At 43.5% G+C, this 24,013-nt stretch carries 23 protein-coding genes and 1 tRNA gene; 15 read left to right on the plus strand and 9 right to left on the minus strand.

The window, feature by feature from the left end:
- Positions 1-129: 129 nt before the first annotated feature.
- The 7 genes from A0125_RS07680 to A0125_RS07710 all read left to right on the plus strand — a co-directional run bounded on the left by A0125_RS07680 (position 130) and on the right by A0125_RS07710 (position 7,103).
- A complete protein-coding gene (locus A0125_RS07680) occupies positions 130-1,590 on the plus strand; it encodes a lipopolysaccharide biosynthesis protein (RefSeq protein ID WP_066754312.1) in 1,461 nt (486 codons plus the stop codon).
- Positions 1,587-2,444, plus strand: coding sequence for a glycosyltransferase family 2 protein (locus A0125_RS07685; protein ID WP_066754314.1), 858 nt, complete (start codon positions 1,587-1,589; stop codon positions 2,442-2,444). Before A0125_RS07680 ends, A0125_RS07685 begins: the two co-directional genes overlap by 4 nt.
- Positions 2,445-2,525: 81 nt before the next feature.
- Complete coding sequence (locus tag A0125_RS07690) at positions 2,526-3,425, plus strand: glycosyltransferase (RefSeq protein WP_066755643.1); 900 nt, start codon at positions 2,526-2,528, stop codon at positions 3,423-3,425.
- A 30-nt stretch (positions 3,426-3,455) separates the two neighbouring features.
- Complete coding sequence (locus A0125_RS07695; protein ID WP_066754318.1) at positions 3,456-4,223, plus strand: glycosyltransferase family 2 protein; 768 nt, start codon at positions 3,456-3,458, stop codon at positions 4,221-4,223.
- On the plus strand, positions 4,204-4,440 hold the full coding sequence (locus A0125_RS07700) for a DUF3820 family protein (protein WP_197464826.1): 237 nt from the start codon (positions 4,204-4,206) through the stop codon (positions 4,438-4,440). The genes A0125_RS07695 and A0125_RS07700 overlap by 20 nt, the downstream gene beginning before the upstream one ends.
- Positions 4,441-4,668: 228 nt before the next feature.
- The gene (locus tag A0125_RS07705; RefSeq protein WP_066754319.1) at positions 4,669-6,366 is read left to right on the plus strand and encodes a sodium:solute symporter family transporter; all 1,698 of its coding nucleotides are present in this window, start codon (positions 4,669-4,671) and stop codon (positions 6,364-6,366) included.
- Between the two features lie 44 nt (positions 6,367-6,410).
- Positions 6,411-7,103: an NUDIX hydrolase gene (locus A0125_RS07710; RefSeq protein ID WP_066754321.1), complete on the plus strand. Its 693-nt coding sequence runs from the start codon at positions 6,411-6,413 to the stop codon at positions 7,101-7,103.
- Positions 7,104-7,183: 80 nt separating this feature from the next.
- On the opposite strand, the gene A0125_RS07715 is transcribed toward A0125_RS07710, so the two are convergent.
- Together A0125_RS07715 and radA are read right to left on the minus strand one after the other, a co-directional pair.
- Positions 7,184-8,356: an aldose epimerase family protein gene (locus A0125_RS07715; RefSeq protein ID WP_066754323.1), complete on the minus strand. Its 1,173-nt coding sequence runs from the start codon at positions 8,354-8,356 to the stop codon at positions 7,184-7,186.
- Positions 8,357-8,448: 92 nt separating this feature from the next.
- On the minus strand, positions 8,449-9,834 hold the full coding sequence (gene radA / locus A0125_RS07720) for a DNA repair protein RadA (RefSeq protein ID WP_066754325.1): 1,386 nt from the start codon (positions 9,832-9,834) through the stop codon (positions 8,449-8,451).
- Between the two features lie 71 nt (positions 9,835-9,905).
- Here radA and A0125_RS07725 point away from each other — a divergent pair, with 71 nt between their 5' ends.
- Genes A0125_RS07725 through trhO form a run of 4 tightly spaced genes read left to right on the plus strand, consistent with a single transcriptional unit; the run spans position 9,906 to position 12,064 of the window.
- Positions 9,906-10,412, plus strand: a complete 507-nt coding sequence (locus A0125_RS07725; protein WP_066754326.1) for an RNA polymerase sigma factor — start codon at positions 9,906-9,908, stop codon at positions 10,410-10,412.
- On the plus strand, positions 10,412-10,690 hold the full coding sequence (locus A0125_RS07730; protein WP_066754327.1) for a hypothetical protein: 279 nt from the start codon (positions 10,412-10,414) through the stop codon (positions 10,688-10,690). The genes A0125_RS07725 and A0125_RS07730 overlap by 1 nt, the downstream gene beginning before the upstream one ends.
- Before the next feature lie 37 nt (positions 10,691-10,727).
- Entirely contained in the window at positions 10,728-11,036 is a 309-nt protein-coding gene (locus A0125_RS07735; RefSeq protein WP_066754329.1) for a hypothetical protein, read from the plus strand.
- A gap of 59 nt (positions 11,037-11,095) precedes the next feature.
- Complete coding sequence (gene trhO, locus A0125_RS07740; RefSeq protein ID WP_066754331.1) at positions 11,096-12,064, plus strand: oxygen-dependent tRNA uridine(34) hydroxylase TrhO; 969 nt, start codon at positions 11,096-11,098, stop codon at positions 12,062-12,064.
- Positions 12,065-12,232: 168 nt separating this feature from the next.
- Here the strand turns inward: trhO and A0125_RS07745 are convergent.
- Together A0125_RS07745 and A0125_RS07750 are read right to left on the minus strand one after the other, a co-directional pair.
- Positions 12,233-12,308: transfer RNA gene (locus A0125_RS07745), tRNA-Gly, on the minus strand.
- Between the two features lie 63 nt (positions 12,309-12,371).
- On the minus strand, positions 12,372-13,910 hold the full coding sequence (locus tag A0125_RS07750; protein ID WP_066754333.1) for an NAD(P)/FAD-dependent oxidoreductase: 1,539 nt from the start codon (positions 13,908-13,910) through the stop codon (positions 12,372-12,374).
- A 141-nt stretch (positions 13,911-14,051) separates the two neighbouring features.
- On the opposite strand from A0125_RS07750, the gene A0125_RS07755 reads away from it, so the two are divergent.
- The 3 genes from A0125_RS07755 (at position 14,052) to A0125_RS07765 (ending at position 15,950) form a co-directional block, all read left to right on the plus strand.
- Entirely contained in the window at positions 14,052-14,633 is a 582-nt protein-coding gene (locus A0125_RS07755; RefSeq protein WP_066754335.1) for a LemA family protein, read from the plus strand.
- A gap of 65 nt (positions 14,634-14,698) precedes the next feature.
- A complete protein-coding gene (locus tag A0125_RS07760) occupies positions 14,699-15,133 on the plus strand; it encodes a TPM domain-containing protein (RefSeq protein WP_066754337.1) in 435 nt (144 codons plus the stop codon).
- Entirely contained in the window at positions 15,120-15,950 is an 831-nt protein-coding gene (locus A0125_RS07765) for a TPM domain-containing protein (RefSeq protein ID WP_317038808.1), read from the plus strand. The genes A0125_RS07760 and A0125_RS07765 overlap by 14 nt, the downstream gene beginning before the upstream one ends.
- A gap of 98 nt (positions 15,951-16,048) precedes the next feature.
- On the opposite strand, the gene mfd is transcribed toward A0125_RS07765, so the two are convergent.
- The gene (gene mfd, locus A0125_RS07770; protein WP_066754339.1) at positions 16,049-19,396 is read right to left on the minus strand and encodes a transcription-repair coupling factor; all 3,348 of its coding nucleotides are present in this window, start codon (positions 19,394-19,396) and stop codon (positions 16,049-16,051) included.
- Between the two features lie 459 nt (positions 19,397-19,855).
- Here mfd and A0125_RS07775 point away from each other — a divergent pair, with 459 nt between their 5' ends.
- Positions 19,856-20,287: a DUF983 domain-containing protein gene (locus A0125_RS07775; RefSeq protein ID WP_066754342.1), complete on the plus strand. Its 432-nt coding sequence runs from the start codon at positions 19,856-19,858 to the stop codon at positions 20,285-20,287.
- Positions 20,288-20,299: 12 nt separating this feature from the next.
- Here A0125_RS07775 and A0125_RS07780 read toward each other — a convergent pair whose 3' ends face one another.
- The 4 genes from A0125_RS07780 to A0125_RS07795 all read right to left on the minus strand — a co-directional run bounded on the left by A0125_RS07780 (position 20,300) and on the right by A0125_RS07795 (position 23,963).
- On the minus strand, positions 20,300-21,250 hold the full coding sequence (locus A0125_RS07780; RefSeq protein ID WP_231863178.1) for an N-acetylmuramoyl-L-alanine amidase: 951 nt from the start codon (positions 21,248-21,250) through the stop codon (positions 20,300-20,302).
- Positions 21,251-21,301: 51 nt separating this feature from the next.
- A complete protein-coding gene (locus tag A0125_RS07785) occupies positions 21,302-22,309 on the minus strand; it encodes a DUF3078 domain-containing protein (RefSeq protein ID WP_066754346.1) in 1,008 nt (335 codons plus the stop codon).
- A gap of 2 nt (positions 22,310-22,311) precedes the next feature.
- Positions 22,312-23,073, minus strand: coding sequence for a hypothetical protein (locus tag A0125_RS07790; RefSeq protein WP_156472480.1), 762 nt, complete (start codon positions 23,071-23,073; stop codon positions 22,312-22,314).
- A 65-nt stretch (positions 23,074-23,138) separates the two neighbouring features.
- Entirely contained in the window at positions 23,139-23,963 is an 825-nt protein-coding gene (locus A0125_RS07795; RefSeq protein ID WP_066754349.1) for a glucosaminidase domain-containing protein, read from the minus strand.
- Positions 23,964-24,013 lie beyond the last annotated feature (50 nt).

Below are 24,013 nucleotides of genomic sequence, written 5' to 3' on the forward strand. Positions count from 1 at the left end.
CCAGAAGAAAAGCCAGCAACTGAAGAATCGACTACGCCGGTTAGTAAACCTGCTGGCTTCAAACCGCGCTTCAAGGCTGGCGTAACCAAGCCTAGCAAGCCCAAAGACGATCAGTAGCGAACGAAAGCAATGGATCCAGTAAACCCCGCGCCAGAAGAAAGTTTAAAAAAGAAAGCCGCCAAAGGATTTTTGTGGGGCGGCCTATCCAACGGATTGCAACAGGTTATTGGGTTGATCTTCGGCCTGGTGCTGTTGCGCGTGCTGGATCCTAAAGATTACGGTCTGGTCGGAATCCTCACCATTTTTTCTGCTATTGCGGCCGCGTTGACAGAATCTGGCTTTGTGAGTGCAATTAGCATTAAGAAGGACGTTACGAAAGCAGACTATAATGCCGTATTCTGGTTTTGTGTGCTTTCAGGCGCCGGAATCTATTTGGTTTTGTATTCCGTGAGTCCGTTTATTGCCAATTTTTATGAGTTGCCCCAATTAGAGCCATTGGCTAAAATCTCCTTTTTGAACTTCCTCATCAGTAGTTTTGGCGTCGCGCATAGTGCCTACCTTACGCGTAACTTAATGGTGAAAGAGCGTTCTACTGCGCTTCTTTTCGCAGTTTTGATCAGTAATATCATCGGGGTGATTGCGGCGCTACAAGGGCTTAAATACTGGTCTTTGGTCATACAAAATTTGACTTACTGCGTGATTTCCGCATCGCTATTCTGGTACTTTTCTCATTTTCGTCCGTCTTGGCGAATCAATATTCGTCCCGTCAAACCATTGTTGTCGTACAGCAGCAAGCTGATCATTACCAATGTATTCTTTCACGTCAATAACAATTTCCTGACCGCCATTCTGGGCAAATATGTGCCCGTAGCGCAAGTCGGACAATATACTTCGGGCAATAAGTGGAATCTCATGGGGCAAAATCTGATTTTGAGCATTTCCAATACCATTATCCAGCCGCTGATGACGGAGGTATCGCACAGCGAAGAAGAGCGCAAAATTCGTGTCTTCCGCAAGCTGCTTTCCTTTATCTCTTTCATCACTTTTCCGCTGATGTTTGGTTTAGCACTCATCGCGCCTGATTTTCTTTTGCTTGCTGGTGGTGCCAAATGGCTCGAAAGTGCCGATTACCTGCGCGTTTTGGCATTTGGAGGCGCATTCGCTGTCGTGAGCAATGCGTTTTCCAACTATACCTTGAGCAAGGGTCGATCTACTACCTACATGTGGAATATGATCGTATTTGGCATCTTACAGGTCGGCTTATTCTTTGCGCTCAAACACTTGGGCGTACTTTACATTGTACTGGGTTATGCAACTATGAATCTGCTTTGGTTGAATACTTGGTTTTTCATCACGCAGAAAAGCCTGCAATACAGTTATCGCTTCATGTGGCGCGATGTATATGCTTACGCGCTTAGCGCCATGGTTGGATTTCTCGCGACCTATTTTTGGATAGACATTTTGCCCCATGCGGCATTAAGATTAGCGGTGTCTGTATTATCCATGGGTGCAGTGTATCTGGGGATTTGTTATCTATTTTCCAGAGAAACTTTTCAAGAAATTCAAAATTTCTTTCGCAACAAGCTATGAAGAAGGTCCTCAGCATTATCGTTTCATACAATTTTGAGCCTTGGCTCACCAAATGCTTAGATAGCTTGCTACAATCGACTTATCCCGCCGATATTTTTGTAGTCGATAATGCTTCAAGCGATGATACAGTCGTCCGAATTAACGAAAATTATCCGCAAGTAATCTTGCATGAAAGCGGTACGAATCTCGGCTTTGGCCGTGCCAATAATATCGGTTTTGATTACGCGATCGCGAATCAGTATGATGCTGTTTTCTTAGTCAATCAAGATGCTTGGGTGGATCCAGCATGTTTAGCGTATTTGATGGAAGAAGATTATGGATCTAACGTAGGAATTATATCGCCGATGCATTACGATGGTACGGGGTTGCAATTGGATGAAGGTTTTGCTGGATATGTGAAGCAAGAACAAGCGCATCTTGATCATTTTGCTGTACCATTTGTGAATGCTGCATTCTGGCTGATTCCAATTTCCGTTCTCAAAGAAGTGGGACAATTTTCACCGATCTTCTATCATTATGGCGAAGACAGCGATTATGCCAACCGTATACAGCACCATGGCTTGAAAATTATGGTCAACACCAAAGCCATTGCCTATCATGATCGGCAAACGCGAAAGGCCGTTTCCAGCGCGCAATTTTTTAAAAGAGAATTTATCTATTTCCTGACGGAGTATGCCAATGTGAATCATTCCTTTCCGAAAGCGTTTGGCTACGGTGTGCTAGCTCCGATCAAAAAAGCGTTTCAGCGGCCTTCCGCCACACCTTATCATGGATTCGCTTCGTATTTTTCTGTTGCTTTTCAGGTTTTGGCGAAGACAGCTGCCGTTATTCGGACAAGGAAACGAAACGCTTAATCATTATGCGATCTGCTCGTTGCTGCGTATTTGCATATGCAGACTTTTTTGGCGAGTTTCGTCTATTCATTTAACACATCCATGCAGCAGCTAAGTCCAATTATTCTTTTTGCCTACAACCGACCCGAACACACGCAGCGTGCATTAGAAGCGTTGCAGAAAAATGTCGGTGCTGCGGAAAGCACCTTATATGTATTTGCGGATGGCGCAAAGCATGATGGCGCCAAGCAAAGCGTGCAGCAAGTAAGAGATGTGCTGAAAAGAGAATGGGCCTTCAAAGCGGTGCATATCATCGCGCGCGATCGCAATTGGGGATTAGCCAATAATGTGATGGATGGCGTAGGGCAGGTGATGAAAGAACATGGCCGCGCGATCGTATTGGAAGACGATGTGCTATTTGCACCGCACACGCTGCAATACTTCAATGAAGCATTAATTCGCTACGAAAAGGAAGAAAAGATCATGCACGTTGGTGGATTCATGTATGAGCTGGATCGCTCTGGGCTGGATGAAACATTCGTAACGCGATATGTGGCCAGCCAAGCTTGGGCAACATGGTCACGCGCTTGGCAACATTTCGAACCGAATATCGATCAGATCATCGCACAATTTGATGAGGCCAAAATCGCGGCTTTTACCTTTGATCATACCATGAATTTCTGGCGAACCATATTGCAACAGCAAAAGGGAGAAGTCGATTCTTGGGCGGTGCGCTGGTATGCCAGTGTGTTCTTAAAAGGTGGTTTGGCGATCGAACCTAGCCAATCGCTCATCGAAAACATCGGTCACGATGGCTCGGGTGTGCATTCGGGAATCAACACCATGTTTGAAACATCGATACGATCCACGCCGATAACCCGATTTCCAATGGATTTGACAGAAAATCCGGCTGGATATGCCGCGCTGCGCCATTTCTTTAAACATCGAAAAGGAAATTTATTTCAACGCGCATACCGCTTTGCGATTAATAAGCTGCGCTAAACGTTTATTCATTCGCTATTGACCACAACCATGTCAGATCAATCTCCTTCACTTCCAACCATTTCTATTATCACGATCGTGTATAATAATGTGCGGGATATCGCGTATACTTTAGCTTCTGTGGCGGGGCAAAGTTACAGGGAGGTCGAATACATTGTGATTGATGGCGCATCTTCGGATGGCACGTTGGATGTGATTCATCAATATGCGCAGCATATTGATATTCTGGTGTCGGAGAAAGATAAAGGCATTTATGATGCGATGAACAAAGGGTTGGCTCGTGCCACAGGCGATTATGTCTTGTTTCTCAATTCTGGCGATACGCTGTGTGATGCAGAAACATTAAGAACGGTCGTGGAGCGTGGCAATGGTGCCGATATCATTTATGGAGAAACCAAATTGGTGGATGAAGATCGTCGCATCATTGGCGATCGTCGGCATAAAGCTCCGGAAAAGTTCGATTGGCGATCGTTTCGCTATGGGATGAGTATTTGCCATCAGGCGATATATGTGCGTAGAAGTATCACTTCGCCTTATGATACGAGCTATCAATTAAGTTCGGATATTGATTGGGTGATTCGTGCAGCGAAAAAAGCTAAAACTACTCAAAATGTGCACACTGTCGTCGCGAAATATCTTGTTGGCGGTATGTCGCAGCAGCGGCATCGACAAAGCTTGAAAGAGCGCTACGAAATATTCAAAAAACATTATGGGGCGCTCACCAATATCTTCAACCATCTGATTATTGGTGTTAGATTAGTATTTTATCGATTGCAACATGGAAAATCTAGAGAATAATCTGCTTAACCCGCAACTGTTGGTCGAAGTAGCCAATGCGAAGATGCCTTTTGGGAAATATAAAGATACGTATCTGCGATATCTTCCAGAATCGTATCTCAATTGGTTTCGCGCCAAAGGTTTTCCGCCCGGAAAGCTCGGAGTGCAATTGGCTACCTTATATGAAATCAAGCTCAATGGCCTCGAATACCTGTTACAACCTTTAGTAAAACGCTAAGTTTTCCAGCCGTTATCAGGGTTTCATGAATTTCACAAAAAGTTTTTAAACATAAATGTCATTTTGACATTTTTTTTTGTAATATTTGGAACATTAAATCTGAATACCTGTGTAATACCGTGCTGCGTCAGCGTAGCATTTTTTATAAACTTAATCGTTAAAAAACTATAGTGCAATAAGAGGAAGCGCGATTTTGCGCTCTTTTTCTAACCAATTTTATTCAAACAAATGACTAGATTTTCAACAATTGATTACGTTATATTCCTGATATATTTCGTGATTGTCGCGGGGTACGGTTACTGGATTTACCGTCGTAAAACCAAAAGTGATTCTGCAACCAAAGATTTTTTCCTAGCTGAAGGTTCGCTTACCTGGTGGGCTATTGGTGCTTCACTCATTGCATCCAATATTTCTGCGGAGCAATTTATTGGTATGAGCGGAAATGGTTTTACCGTGGGTATGGCCGTGGCCGCATACGAATGGTTTGCTGCTATTGCCTTGATTATTGTGGCCGTGTGGTTTATACCGATGTATCACAAGAACGGCATATTTACCATGCCACAATTTCTCAAGATTCGATACAACGAGACGACGGCATTGATCATGGCGATCTTCTGGTTGTTTCTCTATATTCTAGTTAACCTAACTTCGATCTTATTTTTAGGATCCATGGCAATCAATAACTTCGCTGGCGGCGAAAATTTTGAGGTCATTATGACGATCCTTTGTGTGTTTGCTATTATTATCACGCTGGGCGGAATGAAAGTAATCGGTTTCACCGATGTGATTCAAGTATTGGTATTAATTATTGGTGGATTAGCCACGACATATGTAGCGCTTACCTTAGTGAGTGAACATTTTGGTTTAGGATCCGATATTATTGCTGGTTTTAAGGCGATGATGAAAGATTCTCCGACGCACTTCCAGATGATTGCCGAGAAACCAGGACCTGAGGCCACGCAGGAAGAAATTAATAAATACTTAATGTTGCCGGGTATTGCGATGTATTTTGCAGGGCAATGGATTGTGAATTTAAATTATTGGGGTTGTAACCAGTACATCACACAGCGTGCGCTAGGAGCAGATCTTAAAACTGCGAGAACAGGTATCTTATTTGCCGGTTTCTTGAAATTATTGATGCCGATTGTGGTGATGTTGCCGGGTATCGCTGCTTATGTACTATACAAAAATGGTGCATTACAACAAGAGATGGCACCAGGAGGTGAATTTCATGCCGATAATGCGTATTCTGCGATTTTGAGCTTCTTACCAGATGGCATGAAAGGACTTTCATTAGCCGCATTGACGGCTGCGATTGTAGCGTCATTAGCAGGAAAGGCAAATAGTATTGCGACAATTTTTACGCTTGATATTTATAAAAAATACCTAGACAAAGACGCTTCTGAAACCAAAATGGTTTGGGTAGGAAAGGTTGCCATTGTCGTGTCGATGTTATTAGCGCTGTTACTTACTTGGGACGACGTGTTGGGTATTGGTGGAGCAGGTGGATTTACTTTCATTCAAAAATATACCGGTTATGTTAGTCCAGGCGTATTAGCTATGTTCTTGTTAGGTATGTTTTGGAAACGTACTACTGGTACTGCTGCGATTGTCGGTCTATTATCTGGATTCTTACTTTCTGTATTCTTCAATGAATTTGCACCAGCGGTATTTGGTCCAGAAACGTGGTTGTACACGGCATTCCAGAATGCTAATGGCAAATATGAGATTCCATTCTTGATTTGTATGGGTTGGGCGTTTGTCTTTGCGGTATTACTCATGGTGATTTTAAGTTTAGCTGGCCCGAAAGTCAATCCTAAAGCATTCGAGATCGATAGAAAAATGTTTAAAGTAGATCCTTCTACATTGATCCTAATTGTGTTTACACTATTAGTGGTAGGAGCATTATATGTTAAATTCTGGTAGTGATTTTTTCACTACCAACTATTTCTACGAGATAAACTAACAGGATGGCCAAATATTCAGCACAACACCGCGTTCTTATTGCCGTCGATTGTATTATCTTCGGTTTCGATGGCGCGGAGTTGAAGTTGCTGGTCGTTCAGCGCGCATTAGAGCCGCAGATCGGCAATTGGAGCTTGATGGGTGGTTTTGTAGAAGAAGGAGAAGATCCGAACGATGCGGCATCTCGCGTGTTGTACAAATTGACTGGATTGAAAGATGTCTATATGGAGCAGCTTTCGGTATTTGGCAGGCCAAATCGCGATCCGGTGGAGCGCACGATCAGCGTGGCATACTCCGCGCTGATTAATATCAAGGAGTACGAAACACAACTGAGCGATGCTTACCGTGCAGAATGGATTCCGTTGAAGGATGTGCCGGCGTTGATCTTTGATCACGATGAGATGGTCGCTGCCGCGAAAGTGCACTTGCGCTACAAAGCAGCGCTGCATCCGGTCTTATTCGAGCTTTTGCCCGAAAAGTTTACCATTCCACAGATCATGGCACTGTACGAACAGGTATATAATGTGGAACTCGATAAGCGCAATTTCATGCGTAAATTGCGTTCTACAGGTTTGCTGGTGAAGCAAGCTGATAAAGATAAAGAAGGTTCCCGCAAAGGAGCCTTCTATTACAAGTTGGATCAAGAAACCTATAAGGATAAGTTTAGTTCATTCTTGCATTTTATTCCGCAGCCATAAGGCTGTTCGAGTTCCATGTAGCTAAAAGCAAAACGGTCTCCTTCTGATAAAGAAGGAGACCGTTTTTTACGTTTAAGATATTACTTTACCGTCGTGAAGCGGTAGGTACTTTGTGTTTTGTATGTCTCGCCTGGCGATAACACGGTAGATGGGAAATTCGCTTGATTCGGCGCGTCTGGGAAATGTTGTGTTTCTAGACAGAATGCCGAACGCAAGCCGTAGGTTTTATCATCTTTAGCATTTTTAATGTCTTTCATGAAATTACCGCTGTAGAACTGCAAGCCGGGTTCTTCCGTCAGGATTTCCATCTGAATGCCTGTTTTCGGACTGGTTACAGTGGCAATATGCTGCAAGCCCTCTTCCTTGTTCAACACAAAGTTGTGGTCATAACCGCCGCCAATTTTAAGTTGCTCATCGTCTGCATCAATGTCTTGGCCGATAGCTTTGGCCGTACGGAAATCAAACGGGGTATTTTCTACAGATGCCAATTCTCCGGTAGGAATTAAGGTTTTGTCCACTGGCGTATATTTATCCGCTTTTACCATCAATTCGTGATCGGTGATGGTTTCCGCTCCTTCACCACTCAGGTTGAAGTAAGCGTGATTAGTTAAGTTCACGATGGTCTTTTTATCGGTAGTTGCGCGGTACGCAATATCCAATCCATTATCTGATGTAATGCTATACGTGACATAAATATCCAAAGCGCCTGGATATCCGGCATCGCCATCTGGTGATAATAAGTGCAATTCTATGCTGTTGTCGGTTATTTTACTCACCGTCCACACTTTTGTGTAATAACCTGTTTCACCGCCATGTAAGGTATTCACGCCATCATTCAACTCCAGTTGAAACGGTTTGTCATCCAGCTTAAATTGTCCTTTAGCAATACGATTTCCAAATCGACCGACGATAGCGCCATAGAAGCCTTCGCCTTTTTTCTGATAGTTTTCTAAATCTTTGTAGCCCAATACGACATCGACTGGATTACCTTGGTTATCTGGCACTAATAAGCTCACCACGCGCGCACCATAATTGGTAATCGCTGCGGTAATTGTACCGTTACTGATCGTATATAGATTTACGGAATCTTGGCCAACCAATCCGGTAAAGTCAGCAGCAGAAACACCGACATTTATGCTGTCTGCTGTTGTTTCTTTCGCGGTATTTGCATTTTGATTACAAGAGCTTAGGGTAATGGCTAGCGCGATTGGCGCAATACAGGCTTTCCAGATGAAGCCGGGAGATGTTGTCATAATAAAAAAGTCTTTTATAGGATGTTTAGGGTTATACTAAACCTAAGATAGTGAGTATATTCCAGAAAAGCAACCGAAGAATTCGGCGCGTTTTATCCAAATAGCGAACGGAACACATCTTCTAGATTGGCCACTGGGCGGATGGCAATATTGTATTTCTTTGGATCGATTCCTTTTAGATTATATTTGGAGATAAAAATACCATCAAAACCCAGTTTCTCTGCTTCCGCAATGCGTTGCTCGACGCGATTCACCGCGCGAATTTCGCCTGATAAACCCACTTCTCCGGCGAATGCCGAAGTCCCCGGGAGCGGGATATCCTGTTGCGATGATATTAAAGCGGCAATAACCGCCAAATCAATCGCTGGATCTTCGACGCGCAAGCCGCCCGTAATATTCAGAAATACATCTTGCGTACCCAATCGAAAGCCAAATCGCTTTTCTAATACCGCCAACAACATGTGCAGTCGCTTGGTGTCAAAACCGGTCGAGCTACGCTGTGGCGTGCCGTAAGCCGAAGGACTTACCAATGCTTGCACCTCGATCATGAGCGGACGAATGCCTTCCAACATAGAAGCGATAGCTACGCCGCTCATCGATTCTTCGCGTTGTGAAAGCATAATCTCGGACGGATTGGATACTTCGCGTAAACCATTGCCCTGCATCTCATAAATACCTAATTCGGAAGAAGAACCAAATCGGTTTTTCACCGCGCGCAAGATGCGATACACGTGATGTCGGTCGCCCTCGAATTGTAATACGGTATCGACCATGTGCTCCAATACTTTTGGTCCGGCAATCGCACCATCTTTGGTGATGTGCCCGACAATCAGCACGGGCGTATCGCTTTCCTTCGCGAAGCGCAAAAGTTCAGCGGTACATTCTTTCACTTGCGATACCGAGCCGGGAGCCGATTCGATCTGCGAAGAGTGCAAAGTCTGGATCGAATCAATCACGATGACATCGGGTTGCACCGATTCGATCTGCTTAAAGATATTTTGGGTGGAAGTTTCCGTCAGGATAAAGCAATTCGCCTTGCTGCTTTGGTTCAATCGTTCGGCACGCATTTTAATCTGCTGTTCGCTCTCTTCACCGGAAATGTACAAGGTTTTTACCTGTGGTATGGATAAAGCCAATTGAAGCATCAGCGTCGATTTGCCAATCCCCGGCTCGCCACCAATCAATACGAGCGAACCTGGAACAATTCCGCCACCCAGCACGCGATTAAATTCATCATCTGGCGTTAGGATGCGTTTCTCCTCGCTGTACACGATTTCGTGAATCACGGCCGCTTTGTTCGTGCGTTTCGGACTGCCAGCAGCGGTGGAACTTCGCCATTCAGGTACGCGCGACGAACCCTTGTCTACTACTTCTTCTACAAAGGTATTCCATTGCTTGCAGGATGGACATTGACCTAGCCATTTGGGCGATTCGTAGCCACAACTTTGACAGAAATAAGCAGATTTAGTTTTCGCCATTGCACGAATTTAGAAAAAAAGTAAGGACAAACCGTAACAAAGCAGTAGTATTGTCGTCAAATACCTAGAAAATGAACCCAGAGCTTGAACAACAATTTGTGCTTCTCTTGGAGGAAAACCAAAATATCCTTCATAAGATCTGTAAGCTGTATGCTGCAGATCGTGATGCGCACAAGGATTTGTTTCAGGAAATGGTGATTCAGTTGTGGAAAGCGTATCCCAAATTCAAAGGTCAATCGAAGTTTACGACTTGGGCTTATCGCGTATCGCTGAACACCGCGATCTCGCTTTACCGCGTAAAAAAGCGGCGTGTGGAAACCGTAACCTGGGATTATACCGTACATAATATACAGTATGAAGAATACAGTTCGGAAGAGGAAGATAAGTTGAGCTATCTCTATGCTGCAGTGCAGGAACTGAATGATATTGAGAAGGCATTGGTGTTTATGTATCTGGAAGATAAAGATTATGCAGAGATCGCGGAGACACTAGGGGTAAGTGAGGTGAATGCGCGCGTGCGGATGAACCGTATTAAAACAAAATTGAAAGTCATACTCAGCCAACGAGGAGCATTATAATGGACGAATTAGATTTCTTAAAAAATCATTGGCAGAAGGAGCAGCGTTTCCCGCAGATAAAGGCGAAGGAAATTCAGGCCATGGCGCACAAAAGTTCTTCTTCTGTCGTAAAATGGATCTTTGTGATCAGTATTCTGGAGTTTTTCTTAGGAGGGGTAATATCTTTTTTCTTGCCTTCGGTTGATTTCCGATCTACTTTTGAAGAGGTGTTTGTCACGGCGCTAGAGTTCATTTTTTACGGCGTTATTATTTACTTTATTTATCAGTTTTTTTGCTAGTTTTCGCACCATTCGCAATACGAAGGATACCAAATCTTTGCTTACCTCAATCATCGATACGCGCGCTCACGTAGAGCGTTATATCAAATTTAATATCTATTATTTCTACTTCGGATTTTTGACAGCAAGTGGTTTTACGCTGTACGAAAAAGTGGCGGCCGATTCCGAAAATAGTATAGGAACTCTGATCGTTCATATCGTGTTGTTTGCAGTGCTAACGGCGATTATTTCCTATCTGTTTATTCGTGTGGTGCGTTTCTACTACCGAATCGTTTACGGATTGCTGTTGAAGCGATTGAATAAGAATTACGAAGAATTACTCCAACTGGAACAAGAGGTAGAATAGAATATTTGTATCTTTGTGCCGCAATTCATTAAACGCCGTTTGCAGCGGTATCAATGCTCATGGGAAAATACAATACTTTGCTGTACTACTGTTACAGCCCTATCGAAGATGCAGCACAGTTTGCTGTAGATCATTTAAATTTTTGTAAATCATTGGATTTAGTCGGTCGTATTATTGTGGCAGACGAAGGTCTGAATGGTACAGTTTCGGGCTCGCCAGAATCGTGTCAAGCTTATATGGAGGCGGTACATGCCGATCCTCGCTTTGCGAAAACGGAGTTTAAGATTGATGAGGTGGAGGAGTTATCTTTCATCAAAATGCATTGCCGTTATAAGCCTGAGATTGTGCATTCGGGATTGCGAAATCCTAAAGATATCGATCCGAATCGCCAAACTGGTGTACATCTGGAGCCACAGGATTTCATGCAGATGAAAGATCAGGATGATGTGGTGGTGCTGGATGTGCGCTCTAACTACGAGCATTCGGTCGGTCGCTTCAAAAATGCAGTTACCTTAGATATCGAAAACTTTCGTGAGTTTCCAGAGAAGATTAAAGAGCTGGAGCAATATAAGGGCAAAAAGATTTTGACTTATTGTACGGGAGGTATCAAATGCGAAAAAGCCTCTGCTTTGTTGCTTAAAGAAGGTTTCGAAGATGTTTACCAACTGCACGGCGGTATCATCAAGTACGGAAAAGAAGCTGGTGGAAAGGATTTCGACGGACAATGTTATGTGTTTGATAACCGTGTAACGGTAGATGTCAACTCGGTGAATCCATCGGTAGTATCTACCTGCCGCAATTGTGGAACAATAACTGCCAAAATGATCAATTGTGCTAACCCAGATTGCAATGAGCATTTTACGCAATGTGACGCCTGCGGCGAACAATTAGAAGGCTGTTGCTCGCCAGTATGTATGACGCATCCGCGCAAGCGCGAGTACGACGGTACAGGCTATTATGTAAAAGTGCCTCAGCCAGTCAACGCCGATAAAATCAGCAAAAGAAAACATAAGCAATTTGTGAAGTAGCTCTTTGCTTTTTGAATATTATCAATAAACGAGCCTTCCACATATGAAAGGCTCGTTTTTTTTGGGGGAATACGTGAGATTGCGACAGGTCGTCTTACTAAAATCCTAAGGAAGCTTCGGAGTTGTCATAAACGAAAAAAGTCCATCATTGCTGATGGACTTTTTTGCTGGAGCGAAAGACGAGATTCGAACTCGCGACCCCGACCTTGGCAAGGTCGTGCTCTACCAACTGAGCTACTTTCGCATTGGTGGAACAAAGGTAATATATCCACCGGTATATGTCAACACTTTTGTAAAAAAAAGTGTATTAATTGATCGCATCGATACAATTCATCCCGTCGATCGCTGCCGAAACAATACCGCCTGCGTAGCCAGCGCCTTCAGCACAAGGGTATAAACCAGCGACTTGCGGATGTTGTAAGCTGTCTTTATCTCTTGGAATGCGTAGCGGTGAAGAAGTGCGCGATTCTACACCGACTAATATCGCTTCATTTGTATAATAGCCTTTCATCTTTTTGCCAAAGCGTGGCAATGCACCTTGAAGCGCTTTATGTACAAAATCAGGAAGCACTTCTTTCAGTTCTACTGATTTGGTGCCCGGTTTGTAGGAGTGATTCGGAAGGTCATTAGAAAGTCGGCCTTCCACAAAGTCAACCATGCGCTGTGCGGGCGCAACTAAGGCGCCACCGCCCGCTTGAAAAGCTTTTTGTTCTACCGCTTGCTGAAATTCTAGCAGTGCAAATGGATTGTTTATCGCTGCCGGAATATCTTCCAAATTGATCTGTGTGACCGTGCCCGAATTGGCATGTGGATTATTTCGTTTGGATGGCGACCAACCGTTGACCACGATCTCTTCCTGATCCGTCGCGCAAGGAGCAATGATTCCGCCAGGACACATACAGAAAGAAAATACACCACGACCATCTACCTGCTCCACCAAGCTATAATACGCTGGAGGTAAGTTTTCGTGTCTTTCGACGCAGTGATATTGAGCGCTGTCTACAATGTATTGTGGATGTTCGATACGCACGCCCAATGCAAAAGGTTTGGCTTCTAACAACCAACCTTTGTCGCGAAATAAATAAAAGATATCGCGAGCTGAATGTCCAGTAGCGACAATGATGTTATTGGCGTTGACCGTTGAGCCATCAGCGAGCTTTACGCCTGTGGCTTGGCCGCCTGAAGTTAAGATGTCGATCACTTTCGCATCAAAATGCACTTCGCCACCCTGCTCCACAATGCGCTCACGCATCAGCTGAATGATATGCGGTAATTTATTAGTGCCAATATGTGGTCGCGCATTGACCAAAATATCTTCATCTGCGCCATGTTCCACAAAGATGGACAACACTTTTTGCACGTCACCGCGCTTGTCCGAGCGAGTATATAATTTGCCGTCGGAATACGTGCCAGCGCCGCCTTCGCCAAAACAATAATTGGATTCTGGATTGACCACGCCTTCCCGATTGATGCGCGCCAAATCGCGGCGGCGATCTTGTACAGCTTTGCCACGCTCCAATACAATCGGTTTAAAACCACGCTCCAGACATCGATAAGCAGCAAATAATCCTGCCGGACCTGCGCCAATAATGATCACAGGTTTAGCATCTTTTACTTTCTTGAGATTGGACGTGTAGGTGAATGGCGTAGGGGATTCATCAATGTAAAAAATTACCCGAAGTCGGTACACGACTTGTCTGCTTCGGCCATCAATAGATCGTTTGCGGATATGGATTCCGCCAATTCTGCTGGCTGCTACGCCTATTTTCTTCGCGCCCATCCGTAGGATCGCGGCCTCATCGAGGATCAAATCGGGGCTTACGGCTAATTCAATTTCTTTTTGCATAAATACGGCTGTTGGGTTGCTATCCCAAATTTTTGTACAAAGATACAGAATCTGGTATTAGGAGGATGTAGCCAAAATACTTTGAGAAAATACATCGCAAAATTTGTATATTTAGCCATATAGAAAAGAAAAACATTACAGATGAAAAGATTTTTAATGCTGACTGTTGTGAGTTTGTTTACGGCAGTATCTTTAAGCTCATGTGGCTACAATACGATGGTTTCTAAAGATGAGAACGTCAAAGGTAAATGGGCGCAAGTAGAGAATGCGTACCAACGTAGGGCTGATTTGATTCCGAATTTGGTGTCGACCGTAAAGGGAGCCGCTGATCATGAGGAGAGTACGTTGACTGCTGTGGTCGAAGCTCGAGCTAAAGCAACGCAGGTATCGGTAGATCCGTCTAATCTTTCGGAAGAGGAAATTGCCAATTTTCAACAAACACAAGATGCATTTTCACAATCCATTGGACGTTTGTTGGTGAGTGTGGAGGCGTATCCAGACTTAAAAGCCAACCAAAACTTTCGTGAATTGCAAGCGCAGTTGGAAGGTACAGAAAATAGAATTTCGGTAGAGCGCCGTGCGTACAACGAGGCGGTACAGGATTTTAATACCACAGTTAGGAGCTTTCCGAACAATATCATGGCTGGGATGTTTGGATTCAAAGCAAAGGGAACTTTTAAAGCAGCAGAGGGATCGGACAAAGCACCAACAGTCTCTTTCTAAATGGTTAACGCTTGCTGCCATCCCTAGCAAGCGTTTTTAGGATAAATCACAGCGAAAGAGAAATTATGGAGATTTTTACACAGCAAGAACAGGATGCGATAGTTCAGGCTATCAGCTTGGCCGAGAGCCACACTTCCGGTGAGATTCGCCTCGTCGTGGAGCGCGCACTCAAAGAAGGTGAAGCGCTAGATCGTGCTACCTATTATTTTAACAAGCTGAAGATGGATGATACGACCTTGCATAATGGCGTACTCATCTATTTGGCTCACGACGATCATGCCTATGCGATTATAGGCGATTCTGGTATTCACGATAAAGTTCCTGCTGACTTCTGGGAGACGGTATCTTCTCATATGCTGGATCATTTCAAGGAAGGTAACGTAGCACGTGGCCTGATTGCTGGTATCACAGAAGCGGGTGAACAATTAGGAATATATTTTCCGAAGGGACAAGATGATATTAATGAACTTCCAGATGATATACACTTTGGCGAAAATTAAAACAAAAGAGCTTTCTACATCGCTTTTCAAAACGGTATTCTGCTCCATAATTTTGAGTCTATGTGTTGTTGGTTTTGCGATCGCGCAAGATTTTCCGGCACAGCCGAAGAGTTTGGTTAACGACTATGCTGGTGTACTAAGTCAATCCGAAGTACGCCAGCTCGAGCAAAAGTTATTGAGTTTTGAAGATTCTACTTCGATTCAGCTTGCTGTCGTGGTTATGCAATCTACCGGAGAATATGATATTGCTGATTATGGCGATCGTTTGGCAAAACACTGGGGCGTTGGTAATAAGAAGTACGATAACGGCATATTGCTTTTAGTCGCAGTAGGCGATCGTGCCGTTACGATTCGTACAGGTTATGGAATCGAAGGCTCCGTGCCAGATGTGATTGCGTATCGTATTATTGAAAACGAAATAAAACCGGCTTTTCGAAGTGGTCGATATGGTCAAGGAATCGATAACGGTGTTGACGCACTTATATCGTATACGAAGGGCGAATACAAAGCTGATCCAAAGGCTCGAGGAAATGCTAGAGATGGGAGTGGCGTTCCGGTAATCGTGATCTTCTTTATCATCATTATCCTCGTATCTATTTTCTCAAAAGGAGGCGGCAAGGGTGGTGGCGGAAAGATGATGAACGGCAAAGGCGCTTCAGATTTATTCTGGTGGACAATGTTGAGCCAAATGGGCGGCGGCGGCGGCCGTAGAAGCTCAGGCGGAGGATTTGGTGGCGGTTTCGGCGGCGGCGGCGGTGGCTTCGGCGGATTTGGTGGTGGAGGATTTGGCGGCGGCGGCGCAAGTGGTCGCTGGTAATTCGCACTTTTTCGCTGATAGCCTCAGCATGATGAAATAAACAAAAAGGGATCTGTGATAATTCACAGATCCCTTTTACATATTACGGTAGCTTTTATTTAAACAGGTACCGAGCGCATTTCTCTTAAGAGATGGAGTGCATATTCAATTGAGCTAACGCCGCTAATTGCGATGCGCAACTGTCCTTTTACTTCTTTCAGGTTACTGATCGTTGCGTGCTGTTGTACAAAGGTGAGCACTTGGCCGAATTGTGGTGATTCAAAATAGCTGGATTTCGCATTCGATACAAAGAAACCTTTCAGCGTATCTTTCTTATACGTGATCTTCTCCAAGCCTATTTCTTTACCCAACCATTGCAGACGGAGCGTATCGAACAACTGGAAAACAGGGGCGGGGATCGGACCAAAACGATCTTCTAATGCTTTTGCAAAATTCTCTAATTCTGATTCGCTCTGCAACTTCGACAATTCAGTATACAGATTGTAACGCTCCGAGATATTTGTGACATACTCGTCCGGAATCAATACTTCCAGGTCGGTATCGATCTGGGTGAACGATACGTAGGTACGATTTTGGTCGTCGGCGAATAGTTCGCCAAACTCGTCATCTTTCAATTCTTGCACGGCTTCGTCCAAGATCTTGTTATACATTTCGAAGCCGATCTCGGCGATAAAACCCGATTGCTCGGCGCCCAGTAAGTTTCCGGAGCCACGAATGTCCAAATCGCGCATCGCTACGTTGAAACCAGAACCCAACTCCGAAAATTCTTCAATAGCCGAAAGACGTTTGTAGGCTTCGTTGGTCAAGGTGGATAATGGCGGGCTTAACAAATAGCAAAATGCTTTCTTGTTGGATCGACCAACACGACCGCGCATCTGATGCAAATCGCTCAAGCCAAACATGTGCGCTTGGTTGATGATGATCGTGTTGGCATTTGGAATGTCTAATCCCGCTTCAATAATGGTGGTCGCGATCAAAACATCGTAATCGTGATTAATGAATTTGAGCATCACGTCTTCCAGATCGTCGCCTTCTAGCTGACCGTGGGCCACGCCAACGCGCGCATTAGGCACGAGCTTTTGGATCAATAAACCCAACTGTTTTAAGTCCGCCACACGATTGTGAATGAAGAAAACCTGACCGCCACGATCTAGCTCAAAAGATATGGCTTCTTGAATGAGTGCATCATTGAAAACATGTAACTCCGTTTGTACAGGTTGGCGATTAGGCGGCGGCGTGGAGATAATGCTCAGGTCGCGCGCACCCATCAAAGAGAAATGCAACGTTCGTGGAATTGGAGTCGCAGTAAGCGTCAGCGAATCTACGTTAGCACGCATATGCTTCAACTTTTCTTTGACCGATACGCCAAACTTTTGTTCTTCATCGATAATCATTAAGCCCAAATCCTTAAACTTCACATCTTTACTCACCAAGCGATGCGTGCCGATAATGATGTCGACTTTGCCTTCGGCCAGTCGAGCTAAGGTTTCCTTGATCTGCTTACTGGTCTTGAATCGGTTGATGTAGTCGATATTTGCGGGCAGATCTTTTAGACGCTCGGAGAAAGTGCGATAATGCTGTAATGCCAAGATCGTTGTTGGAACTAATACAGCAACCTGTTTGCTGTCTGCCACGGCTTTGAATGCCGCGCGAATCGCGACTTCGGTTTTCCCAAAGCCTACATCACCACAGACCAAACGATCCATCGGATGCGGTGATTCCATATCTCGTTTTACATCGGCCGTAGATTTCTCTTGATCTGGCGTGTCTTCATAAATGAAGGACGCTTCTAATTCTTTTTGCAAATAGGTATCAGGACTAAACGCATTCCCGGTTTGTGCTTTTCGCTTCGCGTAAAGCTTAATCAAATCACGAGCAATATCTTTTACCTTTTTCTTAGTGGTTTTCTTGAGCTTCTCCCAAGTGTCGGTGCCGAGCTTATTCATTTTGGGAATCGCACCTTCCTTGCCCGTGTATTTGGAAATACGATTCAGGGAGTTGATGTTGACATAAAGCAGATCATTATCGGCGTAGATTAACCGAATCATCTCTTGCGTTTTGCCACTAACTTCTACTTTTTCCAATCCGGCATATTTGCCGACTCCGTGGTCGATGTGTGTGATAAAATCACCCGGTTTTAGATCGCGTAGATCTTTGAGTGTGATGGCCTGAGAGCGCTCATAGCCTTTTTTGCGCTTGTATTTGTAATAGCGATCAAATATCTGATGATCGGTATAGCAGGCCACTCGAATGCTGTCGTCGCGAAAACCTTCGCGAAGCGCTTTGTAAACAGGTGTAAATTGTACGGATTTGTCCAAATCATCCAGAATGGCATAAATACGCTCAATCTGTTTGTTCGAATCTGAAAAAATCACATTAGTAATCTTCTTTTGCTCATTTTCCTTAAAATTATGAATCAACAGGTTGAAATCCTTGTTGAAAGAAGGCTGCGGATGCGTGTCGAATTGTACCGTGATATCGGCATTATAAAAGAACTGTTTGCCAAACTCTATGATAGGGAATTCAAAAAGCATCGCATTCACATTTTTATCATCGGAAAATGTAAAACGCGGATCTACCCACTCGGGATTGTTTTTGATATCGTCTTCGGACAGTGCTTTCCAAAATTGAGCGGCTTTCAGGTAGCCTTCACGCAATATATCTAAAGTAAACTGCACATCTTTAATCCAAATCACCGCGTCATTGGAAATATATTCTAATAAAGAAATATGGTTATTGGACAGAAACTTTGCCTGCACATTGGGCACGATGGTGACCGAATTGATTTTCTTCACTGACACCTGACTTTCGATGTCAAAGGTGCGTATCGTCTCAATCTCATCTCCAAAAAATTCTACGCGATAAGGCAAATCATTGGAAAAAGAAAAGATATCAACAATACCACCACGGATCGCAAACTGCCCGGGCTCATACACAAAATCGACACGTTCAAAATCGTATTCGTACAAGAACTCGTTGATAAAATCGATGCTTAACTTGGTATTGACACGGATCTCTAAGGTATTCTTCTCCAAATCATCCCTATTGATGACTTTCTCGGCAATAGCTTCTGGATAAGTAACAACGATCTTAGGCAATTCCGAAACATGGTGCAGCGAACTCAATGTTTCTGCTCGTTGCAATACGTGTGTGCCATCGAGCTGTGTAAAATCGTATGCTTTCCGGTAGGAGGATGGGAAAAATAAAATCTGTTTATCAAATAAGCTTTCGAGATCGGCCAAGAAAAAGGACGCTTCCTCATGTGTTGGGAGGATGAAGACAAATGGACGTTGCTGTAATTCGTACAGACTTGCTGCTACGACTGCGTCTGACGATCCGATCAATCCTTTTGCATGAATTTTTGGACTTTTTTTAGTAATCTCTTTGCCTAAGGTAGTTAGCTGCTCGGAGCCGCCATATTTTTTGATGATCTCTTGAATATCCACTCGTATTACCAATTTGAATACGAATGTACAAAAACCTTACCGATGCATGCAACTACCGTATATTTAATCACGCAGTTGAACGGCCTAAAAATACCAAAGGAGTCGTACTCAATGGCAGACTCCTTTGTACGTTTTGCCGAAGCATCACGCGATGTTAACAACATGGTTAGTTAGTTGTATTTTTATATTTGTATTATCTGTTTCGTAATGTAAATATAGTATTTTGTTTAAAAAATGCAACGAAAATAGTTTTTATTTAAGAGAATGATATAACATGGGCTGATTTATGCCAGTTTCGTTAATAGGCGTGCGCTATCATAGGAAGTTATTACGAGATCCGAATTGATCTGAAAGTTCGTAGCCTATCACCACGATACTACTTTAAGTGGTATATTTGAGGAATGAGCGAGTCTTATAATAAATTTGTGAGATAGCGCAGTGCTGAAAAGGAGAATTGCTATGAAGAATACAACCGAAACAAAGTTTCCCAGTATTATTGAAAGTGCATGGAATTGCAAATGTCCGCGCTGTCGTCGCGGAAATATGTTTGAGGGGTCAATTTTTAGCTTTAGCAGTTCTGCTCGGCAAATGCGAGCTGTATGCCCACATTGTGAGCTTGTGTTTGAGAAAGAACCCGGATATTTTTACGTAGCAATGTATGTGAGCTACGTTTTTGTGGTGGCACAGCTCATTGCTTCTTGCGTAGCCACTTATGTAATTACGGGCAATGCAGAGTCACCGTGGTTATACTTAATTGTGGCTTGTGCAGCGGTTATTATCTTAGCGCCTTTTAATTACCGTTATTCGCGTGTCGTATTGCTATACTGGATGACGCCATCTTTTCGATTCCGTCCAGAATTATATGAACGCGAACCAGCTAACAGTATTTAGAGAAAATATTTGCTAATAAAATTTGCGGTACAAATCATACAGAACCATGATGTCGTAGGGTGTTAGTTCTGAAGATAGATCGGTACGGATATACTTCTTTTTAAAAGAACGCACCGCAGTACGCAGATTTGAAGTATCATAACCAATAATACGCAAGGCGTCGGTGCTGTTGAATGTCGCTGGTGGAGGTGCAAGGTAATTGGCATTGTACCAAATTCCAAATCCGCGGTCGGCCAAGGTTTCCCATGGAAAGTAGGTGCTTGGATCATCTTTACGACCGGGAGCATAATCAGAATGTCCAATAAAGTTGGTTTGCGGAATACGGTATTTGCTTTTGAGATTGTTCAACAAAATCAACAAAGCATTGATCTGCAAATCTGGAAAGGGCTCGCTGCCATTATTATCCAATTCTATTCCGATTGATACGGAGTTCATATCAGTGATATTTCCCCATTTTCCGGCTCCGGCGTGCCAAGCACGCTGATAATCATTAAGCATTTGTACAACTTGCCCGTCTCGACCGATCACATAGTGACTGCTTACTTGTGTGTGCGCTAATTGAAAGGTTCTGATGGTTTGCGCAATGCTGTTTTGTGAAGTATGATGGATCATCACAAATTGAGGCTTGCGTAGATCGTAATGTATGGTGGGGGCAAAGTCATAATTGCGTTGAATACCAGTTGCATGCAATTCTGCTACCTCTCGCTCTGGTGTGGATACTGGTTGGGAGATATTTTCAAACGGCGTGTTTGGTATTGCAGTGGTCTGCGACTGTGCGACAGCGGTATTGTTTTCCGCTACGCGCGGCTCTTCAATATCGATCACGATCGACTCAGAAGAAGGTGCTGCCGTTACTACCGCTGGAGAAACGATTGCTTTAGTTTTTTTCTTGGAGCTAGAACAGCTTTGCGTAATCGCTGCTAACAAAATCATTCCACACGCAAGCCATTTAAATTTCATCATTTTGAACTTATCCTTCAATCTTGTCTATCTAGTCCTGGGAAAACCAATCCTTTATTGTCTTGGGAAATTAAATAATACACCCATTGCCAATGCTTGACTGTATTGCATTGGAGCACCACGATCCGGGTCAGGCTTCCATGTTCTATCGTATACCATTGTTCCATTGGCAGTTACACTAATAAAACTCGTGACTTTAGCAGTCAATGTAACATCCAATCGATGATCCGGATTGGTTACCTCGGTATAATCTGCCAATAACATATATCTAGATTTTATATGGAGATTTTTTGTTAAATCTCGATCCAAATTTGCTAGTAATTGAAAACCGAGTTCGTTTCGTACAGTTCGGCCAGGTAGCACGCCAAAACGAGTATCTACACCATCTCTCTGTCCATTTGGCGGAATATCAGAGTCTAGTACGAAAGTCTGTCTAGCAGAACCTGTACCAAAACGTAGGGAAAAGGTGTTGTCTGGCTTATATTCCAAACCCAGTGATTCTGTTAAATAGCCTGGTGACATAAACCGGGTATTAATCAGACCTCGATCTTCCGCGGCTGGATTTTCATACCCTGGGGCGAAGATGGATTCGAATGAAACAGAAGTAAATACAGACCAATTACTAGAAAACTTATAGGCCAACTTATTATCCCAAAGAATACGGTCAACATTTTTCCTTGCGCGTTGATCCTGATTGGCTAACACACCATATCGTAAATCAAATTCAGTGGTGAAGTTAAAGTCATTACGGTTGTATTCCGACTTATGCCATGCAGTAGTTGCCCATGCCATGGAATTGACACCACCGTCACGCCAAGATTCACTAAATGAAGCTTGGTTAAGGTTGAATCCGATTTTTGTCCAGTGTTTCCAGTAATCTACAGATAAACCCAATTCTGGAATAGGTACTTTTACATTGCGAATGCTTAATGGTTTTGTCGTACGGCTATCGACGATACTGGTGTCTGGCCGAGCACGAAGATCTTTTAAATCTTGCGCTTTGGCGGCATTCCCCATACCTACAAACATAGCTAGCGCAACTAAGCAAATTACCTGTTTCATACTTAATTATCTTGTTTTACATCAAAGTCTACCTTAGGTAGTACTGGCAAAGGTCGCAAATCTGGCAATATTTTAAACATATTGTATTTACTTTTTATGTATTGTGTCAATTGATAATGACTTGCTCGCGTGGCAAAAGCATAGGACGGCCGATATCGAATCATAAAATTTTGCAACTGCTCGCCTTCAAGCCCAAGTAAATTGTGCACCAGATCGGGCGTAAATATAGAATCAACCACATTATCTTCATAGACTTGCTGCATGTAAGCGGTAAATCTACGAGCATTGCGACCTTCTTTACTTAGCAAGTTATATATTGCATTAATACTTAGTCCAGCTCCGGTTGGTCCTACGCTAATCAAAGATCCTGGATCAGCCAACTTATATGCGTCGTGATACTCTCGTTTTGATTCTTCATAAATCTCAATTGGAGATCGACGAGCATTTACTTTTACCGTCTCAATATACCGAAAATCTCGCAACATCGAGTGCACCAAGATTTGTTTGCGGGGTACTGCGAGTGTATCACTAAGAAAACCATCTTTTAAAAAGACTAGCGTGTCGGTAGGTTCCACGTCTATACGGAACTCGCCCTTGGCATTATTGAAAATTCGTTGATGAGTTCGGGTATTGTAGATTTGTACTCTTCCTAATCGATCCTTGGATTCTTTATCATATACGATGCCCTCCAAGCGAACCTGACCTTGCAAGTAAAAAGGTAGAGTTGCTAGGCAAAATGCGATGATATAGAAGGATAGGTTCACTGCTATAAAACTACATGTTCACACAGAAGATTACTAATATTTAACATCTTTTTGAAGATGTTGCCTTATTTGGATACAATGATAAGCTGTCCGACGGCTAGATTTTCATCTTCCAACGCATTGATTTGGATTAGTTCGGCGACCGAGAGGCCATATTGCTGACCGATACTATAAAGTGTATCATTGGCCTTTACCTGATAGATAATCATGGCTACTGGTTTCTTAACTTCCTCTGGTGTCGCAATTTCTTCTGATACTTCTTTCTCTCTAATGATATCTTCGACCTCTACCTCACGTCTTTCTTGTTCAACGTAGCTTTCTGCTCTGTCGTATTGCTGTAAATCGTATCGTTCTATAAGATCGATAAGCAGATAGGCGTAACGAGGATTTGTTGCATAGCCAGCCTTCTTAAGTCCGTGTGCCCAACCTTTGTAATCGTCTTTCCGGAGGGTAAAAAGTGCTTCGTATCTTTTGCGGAGCAAAAACTGCGAATGATCTCTAAAGGAATCATCAGGGTTATTGTATACTCGGAAACAATCATTTGGGCCGTCATCAGGGCGTGAAATACGACGACCTTTCCAAACGCCTCCACATTTTATTCCGAAATGATTGTTAGCTTGTGTTGCTAAATAGCTGTTGCCGTTGCCCGATTCCAACAATGCTTGAGCTAGTTTGATACTAGCCGGGATACCATATTGGTTCATCTCAGCAATCGCAATGGCCTTGTAGCGATCAATGTAGGAGTGGCTACTGCCGTAGGTTTGTCCTACGGGTTTATTGTTCGAGTTGGGTCTATTAGTAGTTGTCGAGGGGTATTTCTTGGAGGAGCGCAAGGTTCCTGATCTTCTTGAGCTACAGCTCGTGAAGATCAGGAAAATGCTAAATAACATAATAAATCCAAACTTATATCCCACTGCTCAATCGAAGAAAAATGTTGCCT

Origin of the sequence: Sphingobacterium populi (assembly GCF_001586775.1) — a bacterium.
Lineage (GTDB): Bacteria > Bacteroidota > Bacteroidia > Sphingobacteriales > Sphingobacteriaceae > Sphingobacterium > Sphingobacterium populi.

Bases quoted from the DNA above. Each gene is read 5' to 3' on its own strand.
- A0125_RS07680 (WP_066754312.1), top strand. From the start codon at position 130: ATGGATCCAGTAAACCCCGCGCCAGAAGAAAGTTTAAAAAAGAAAGCC.
- A0125_RS07685 (WP_066754314.1), top strand. From the start codon at position 1,587: ATGAAGAAGGTCCTCAGCATTATCGTTTCATACAATTTTGAGCCTTGG.
- A0125_RS07690 (WP_066755643.1), top strand. From the start codon at position 2,526: ATGCAGCAGCTAAGTCCAATTATTCTTTTTGCCTACAACCGACCCGAA.
- A0125_RS07695 (WP_066754318.1), top strand. From the start codon at position 3,456: ATGTCAGATCAATCTCCTTCACTTCCAACCATTTCTATTATCACGATC.
- A0125_RS07700 (WP_197464826.1), top strand. From the start codon at position 4,204: ATGGAAAATCTAGAGAATAATCTGCTTAACCCGCAACTGTTGGTCGAA.
- A0125_RS07705 (WP_066754319.1), top strand. From the start codon at position 4,669: ATGACTAGATTTTCAACAATTGATTACGTTATATTCCTGATATATTTC.
- A0125_RS07710 (WP_066754321.1), top strand. From the start codon at position 6,411: ATGGCCAAATATTCAGCACAACACCGCGTTCTTATTGCCGTCGATTGT.
- A0125_RS07715 (WP_066754323.1), bottom strand. From the start codon at position 8,356: ATGACAACATCTCCCGGCTTCATCTGGAAAGCCTGTATTGCGCCAATC.
- radA (WP_066754325.1), bottom strand. From the start codon at position 9,834: ATGGCGAAAACTAAATCTGCTTATTTCTGTCAAAGTTGTGGCTACGAA.
- A0125_RS07725 (WP_066754326.1), top strand. From the start codon at position 9,906: ATGAACCCAGAGCTTGAACAACAATTTGTGCTTCTCTTGGAGGAAAAC.
- A0125_RS07730 (WP_066754327.1), top strand. From the start codon at position 10,412: ATGGACGAATTAGATTTCTTAAAAAATCATTGGCAGAAGGAGCAGCGT.
- trhO (WP_066754331.1), top strand. From the start codon at position 11,096: ATGGGAAAATACAATACTTTGCTGTACTACTGTTACAGCCCTATCGAA.
- A0125_RS07750 (WP_066754333.1), bottom strand. From the start codon at position 13,910: ATGCAAAAAGAAATTGAATTAGCCGTAAGCCCCGATTTGATCCTCGAT.
- A0125_RS07755 (WP_066754335.1), top strand. From the start codon at position 14,052: ATGAAAAGATTTTTAATGCTGACTGTTGTGAGTTTGTTTACGGCAGTA.
- A0125_RS07760 (WP_066754337.1), top strand. From the start codon at position 14,699: ATGGAGATTTTTACACAGCAAGAACAGGATGCGATAGTTCAGGCTATC.
- A0125_RS07775 (WP_066754342.1), top strand. From the start codon at position 19,856: ATGAAGAATACAACCGAAACAAAGTTTCCCAGTATTATTGAAAGTGCA.
- A0125_RS07780 (WP_231863178.1), bottom strand. From the start codon at position 21,250: ATGATGAAATTTAAATGGCTTGCGTGTGGAATGATTTTGTTAGCAGCG.
- A0125_RS07785 (WP_066754346.1), bottom strand. From the start codon at position 22,309: ATGAAACAGGTAATTTGCTTAGTTGCGCTAGCTATGTTTGTAGGTATG.
- A0125_RS07795 (WP_066754349.1), bottom strand. From the start codon at position 23,963: ATGTTATTTAGCATTTTCCTGATCTTCACGAGCTGTAGCTCAAGAAGA.